The organism is Luteimonas salinisoli (genome assembly GCF_013425525.1).
GTDB classification, from domain to species: domain Bacteria; phylum Pseudomonadota; class Gammaproteobacteria; order Xanthomonadales; family Xanthomonadaceae; genus Luteimonas; species Luteimonas salinisoli.
Genome location: NZ_JACCKA010000019.1, coordinates 1 through 4,798 on the forward strand (window position 1 = coordinate 1; position 4,798 = coordinate 4,798).

Below are 4,798 nucleotides of genomic sequence, written 5' to 3' on the forward strand. Positions count from 1 at the left end.
CCGGCCCCGCAGCGGGTGGATTCGCAGCGGTCCCGGCCGCAGCCCCAGCGGGTCCAGTCGGTGCGGCCTGCACCTGCCGCTGTGCGTCAATCCGCGCCGCAGGTGCAGCGCAGGGCGTCACCCGCGCCGCGCCCGGTGCCGGCGCGAACGCAATCGCGAGAAAGCGACGCACATCACGTTCACGAGCGCTAAAACGCTTGCGCTGCGGCGCGACACCAAGCAAGCTAACGGCCGACTGACCGCCAGCGTCGGATTCCGACACGAACGGCCGGTTTGCTCTCTCTCTGTCGACTCCCGGCGGGGGACTTCCGGATCCCCCCTGTTCCGCTCCCGCCGGGCGTCGGCGCCCAAATCCGCTTGAGCGCGCCGTTTCTCGCGATCAGGCAAAAAAAACGGGGCCGGATGTCCCCCGACATCCGGCCCCATCGCTTCCCCAGGTCGCGCTCGGCCAGCCCTGTTCCAATCTCCGGCCGCGCCCCCCTTTGGCGCTTGCCTTCCCGGGTGCACGGAAGAGGTTCGCAGGAAGCGTGCCAACCGGCGCGCGCTGCGGCGCCCCGCCACGCGATATTCTGCGCTCCGCAGGCCCGGGCCCAGCCGCCCGGGCCGCACCCCTGCCCGCATCGTCCAGGCCCATGACCGACGCCTTCCATCGCTACGACGTCATCGTCATCGGTGGCGGCCATGCCGGCACCGAGGCCGCGCTGGCGTCGGCGCGGGCGGGCGCCCGCACGCTGCTGCTCACCCACAGCATCGAGACCGTGGGGGCGATGAGCTGCAACCCGGCCATCGGCGGCATCGGCAAGGGCCACCTGGTGCGCGAGATCGATGCGCTGGGCGGGGCGATGGCGCGCGCCGCCGACGCCGCCGGCATCCAATGGCGCCGGCTCAATGCCTCCAAGGGCCCGGCGGTGCGGGCGACGCGCTGCCAGGCCGACCGCAACCTGTATCGCGCCGCGATCCGCAGCGCGGTGGAATCGCAGCCCGGGCTCACCCTGTTCCAGGCCGCCGTCGACGATATCGTGATCGACGGCGACCGCGTGCGCGGCGTGGTCACCCAGACCGGCCTGCGCTTCGATGCGCCGGCGGTGGTGCTGACTGCCGGTACCTTCCTGGCCGGTCGCATCCACGTCGGCGAGACCCAGTACGCCGCCGGGCGCGCCGGCGATCCGCCCGCCGCAACCCTGGCGGCGAAGCTGCGCGAGGGCCCGTTCGTGGTGGACCGGCTCAAGACCGGCACGCCGCCGCGCATCGACGGGCGCACGCTCGACTATTCGGCGATGCAAGCGCAGCCGGGCGACGATCCGCGGCCGGTGTTCTCGTTCATGGGCAGCGCCGCGGACCATCCGCGCCAGGTGAGCTGCTGGATCACCCACACCACCGCGCGCACCCACGAGATCATCCGCGGCGCGTTGCACCGCTCGCCGATGTACTCCGGACAGATCGAAGGCACCGGCCCGCGCTACTGTCCGTCGATCGAGGACAAGGTGGTGCGTTTCGCCGACAAGGCCAGCCACCAGATCTTCGTCGAACCGGAAGGGCTGGAGGTGGCCGAGATCTATCCCAACGGCATCTCCACCTCGCTGCCGTTCGACGTCCAGCTTGAGCTGGTGCGCTCGATCCATGGTTTCGAACGCGCGCACATCACCCGCCCCGGTTACGCCATCGAGTACGACTACTTCGACCCACGCGGACTGAAGAGTTCGCTGGAGACCAAGGCCGTCGCCGGCCTGTTCTTCGCCGGCCAGATCAACGGCACCACCGGTTACGAGGAAGCCGCTGCGCAGGGGCTCGTTGCCGGGCTCAACGCCGCGCGGGCCGCGCACGGGCGCGAGGCGTGGTCGCCGCGGCGCGACCAGGCCTACATCGGCGTGCTGATCGACGACCTGATCACCCATGGCACCACCGAGCCCTACCGCATGTTCACCAGCCGCGCCGAATACCGGCTGCAGCTGCGCGAGGACAACGCCGACCTGCGCCTGACCGGCATCGGCCGCGAGCTGGGGCTGGTGGACGAGACGCGCTGGGCGCGCTTCGACGCCAAGCGCGAGGCGGTCGAGCGCGAGACCGCGCGCCTGCGCGCGCTGCGGGCCTCGCCCGGCAACGCCGCCGGCCGCGAGGCGGTGGCGGCGCTGGACATCGAACTGCGCCGCGAGAGCAGTGCGCTGGATCTGCTGCGCCGGCCGGAACTCGACTATGCGCGGCTGACCGCGCTGGCGGCGTTCGGCCCGGCGGTGGTGGATGCAGCGGTGGCCGAGCAGGTCGAGATCGAGGCCAAGTACTCCGGATACCTGGAGCGCCAGCGCGCCGAGATCGAGCGGCAGCAACGCCACGAGGGCACCGCGATCCCGGACGAGTTCGACTACGCCGTGGTGCGCGGGCTCTCCGCCGAGGTGCGGCAGAAGCTCGAGCGCGTGCGCCCGCAGACCATCGGCCAGGCGCAGCGGATCCCCGGCATGACCCCCGCCGCGATCTCGCTGCTGCTGGTGCACCTGGAGCGCGCGCGGCGCAGCCGGGTGGCGTAGCGGGTCAGCGGTCGAGCGGGCTGAGCACGCCGCTGGTTCCGCGATTGAGTACGTGGGTATAGATCTGGGTCGTGGTGACGTCCTTGTGGCCCAGCAGCTCCTGAATCGTGCGGATGTCGGCCCCGTTCTCGAGCATATGGGTGGCGAAGCTGTGCCGGAGCGTGTGGGGAGTGACCGGCTTGTCCAGTCCCGCCAGCCTGGCGGCTCGTTTCACCGCACGCTGCAGGACGTTCTCGTCCAAGTGATGCCGCTTGATCCTGCCGTCCCGCGGGTCGGTGCTGCGGCGCGCAGCGGGGAATACGTATTGCCAAGCGAACGATCGCCCGGCGTTCGGGTATTTCCGGGCAAGGGCATGCGGCAGCGCCACCTCCCCGAATCCATGCTCCAGATCGCCCGCATGGAGCAGGCGCACCGAATCCACCTGCCGCCGAAGCGCCTCGCGCAGCCGCGCCGGCAGTACCGTCCGCCTGTCCTTCGCGCCCTTGCCGTCGCGGATCGTCAGTTCGTTGCGGGCGAAATCGACGTCCTTCACCCGCAGACGCAGGCATTCCATCAGCCGCAGCCCGCTGCCATACAGCAAGCCGGCCATCAGCCAGTCCCGCCCGCTCAGCTGGTCCAGCAGACGGTCCACTTCGTCGCGCGCCAGCACGACCGGCAGCCTGGGCGGGCGCCTCGCGCGCACGACATCCTCCATCCAGGGCAGCTTCAGCGCCAGCACCTCGCGGTACAGGAACAGCAGCGCCGACAGGGCCTGGTTCTGCGTGCTGGGAGAGACGCGATCGCGCACCGCCAATCGCGTGAGGAACGCCTCGACCACCTTCCCGTCGAGCGTGGCCGGATGGCGCCTGCCGTTGTCCCGGATATACCGGCGAATCCAGTACAGGTACGCCTCCTCGGTACGCAAACTGTAGTGTTTCAGCCGCAATCGGGCGCGAACTTCCTCCAACAGGCGTGGCCGGCCATCTACTGCCCTGGCCCCGGATAGTCCGGCATGCATGCGGTCATATCGCATAGGTCGGCCTCCTTGCCGGCTATCTGCCAATCGTCCGCCGCGCGCCCACCATGATCGATAGGCGCAAGGTGTTGATCCTTGTAGGAAAAGTCCGGTTGACCTCTCAGCTGCCCAGGCGCAAAGTCAGTGCTACGCCCCATCAAGGGGTCTAATAGTAGTTAGGCAGCAGAACTAGCTATGTCGCAAACCCTGCAAAACACTCCTCAACGTTTGGCCTTAGCTGTAGCGGCTGGCCTTGCTTCATTTGGCATGCTCACTGGTCTGTTCGTGGCAACAATGCTCGTGCACTACCGGGCCATAGACTTCGCTTACTTGTCGTTCGCACTGTTGCGCATCGCAGCAATCTCAACTTTGGTTGCTGCCGTTGCCTCAATGTCAGGCCGCTATCTGCGTTCTCGTGCTGCAGCCGTGTTGTTTGGTGCGGTCGCTGGCCTCATCGGCGGGGTGGCGTTTGTCGCCGCTGCTGCCTAACAGTTCATTCAAGCCGACGCCGCTTCGCGGCGCGGCTTAACTCAGGCGTTAGGCGCTCATGGCGACTTTTACTCAACACATGCTTCTACGGCTGAGCTTCGTGCCGGCCATCCTTGTTTTCGCTCTTGCCTTCTGGGCCGTACCGCAGTTCGTTGACGTGTATCGGTCATTCGGCGCGGATCTGCCGCGACCGTCGGCATTTCTCGTCAGTTGGTACCGTGCTCTAGCGTTTTTGCCACTGCTTTTCCTGCTGGCATGGTTCTTTTGGCCGCAGCGAGACCGTCGGGGGGTGGCAGCTTTGGCCGTCAGCGTCGTTCTCAGCGGCGCCATTTTTCTATTTGGCGTTTGGGCTGCATATGCACCAATATTGGGTTTGGGTGCCAATCAGTGAAGCCCGCGCCTAACAATTCATTCAAGCCGACGCCGCTTCGCGGCGCGGCTTAATTCAGGCGTTAGGCCGCTATGCCAGATCACGTAGAGCTTGAGGTTACGTTTCTCCCACCTGACCGAGGTGGCCGCACCCTTCTGCTCCAGATCAATGGGTACAGGCCTCACCTCAGGGTTCCGACTGACGAGACAATGCTCGGCGTTGAGTTCGTAGGCCCCAGCGGTACCGTGCCTGTGGGCACACCCATTTCCGCATTAGCCAAGCTCGCCTACGCACCGGCCGTTTCATACTCAGCGCTCCAGCCTGACGCTCGCGTTGAGGTACTTGAGGGCTCACGGGTTGTCGCCCACGGACGTGTTGTTGGCGTGGGTTCGCGGCCTAACAACTCATTCAAGCCGACGCCGC

The 4,798-nt window shown here is 67.3% G+C and carries 4 protein-coding genes; 3 read left to right on the top strand and 1 reads right to left on the bottom strand.

Annotation, left to right across the window (positions count from 1 at the left end; genetic code table 11):
- Positions 1–632 precede the first annotated feature (632 nt).
- Complete coding sequence (gene mnmG / locus H0E84_RS02525; RefSeq protein ID WP_180677052.1) at positions 633–2,522, top strand: tRNA uridine-5-carboxymethylaminomethyl(34) synthesis enzyme MnmG; 1,890 nt, start codon at positions 633–635, stop codon at positions 2,520–2,522.
- Between the two features lie 4 nt (positions 2,523–2,526).
- Here the strand turns inward: mnmG and H0E84_RS02530 are convergent, their stop codons facing one another.
- On the bottom strand, positions 2,527–3,534 hold the full coding sequence (locus tag H0E84_RS02530; protein WP_180677055.1) for an integron integrase: 1,008 nt from the start codon (positions 3,532–3,534) through the stop codon (positions 2,527–2,529).
- A 177-nt stretch (positions 3,535–3,711) separates the two neighbouring features.
- Here H0E84_RS02530 and H0E84_RS02535 point away from each other — a divergent pair, with 177 nt between their 5' ends.
- Together H0E84_RS02535 and H0E84_RS02540 are read left to right on the top strand one after the other, a co-directional pair.
- A complete protein-coding gene (locus H0E84_RS02535) occupies positions 3,712–4,005 on the top strand; it encodes a hypothetical protein (protein WP_180677053.1) in 294 nt (97 codons plus the stop codon).
- A gap of 58 nt (positions 4,006–4,063) precedes the next feature.
- Positions 4,064–4,396, top strand: a complete 333-nt coding sequence (locus H0E84_RS02540; RefSeq protein WP_180677054.1) for a hypothetical protein — start codon at positions 4,064–4,066, stop codon at positions 4,394–4,396.
- The last annotated feature ends 402 nt before the right edge of the window (positions 4,397–4,798 follow it).